Annotated in this window: 1 protein-coding gene; it reads right to left on the bottom strand. The window is 45.4% G+C overall.

Going from position 1 to position 240, the window contains the following annotated elements:
- On the bottom strand, positions 1-240 hold a 240-nt coding region (locus AC3IF2_RS13235; protein ID WP_489168033.1), incomplete at both ends, for a hypothetical protein.

Below are 240 nucleotides of genomic sequence, written 5' to 3'. Positions count from 1 at the left end.
TGCTGTAACTGTACTTGGTGTAGGTGCTGTAGCACTACCTGTTCCTCCTGTGTCTACCGTATACCATAATAAATTTGTACCTGTTGCTGTTAATGCACTCGCCGTATCTCCAACACAATATTCTACCGGAGTACTCACCGTAGGAGCACTTGGTAAAGCATTCACCGTTACTACAATCTCTGACCGCGCACTCTCACAACTATTACCATCGGTCTGACTTACCCAATAGGATGTACTACC

It is taken from the genome of Maritimimonas rapanae (assembly GCF_057837205.1).
Note: the sequence above shows the minus strand (reverse complement) of the source record. Positions and strands in the feature narration are given on the sequence as shown.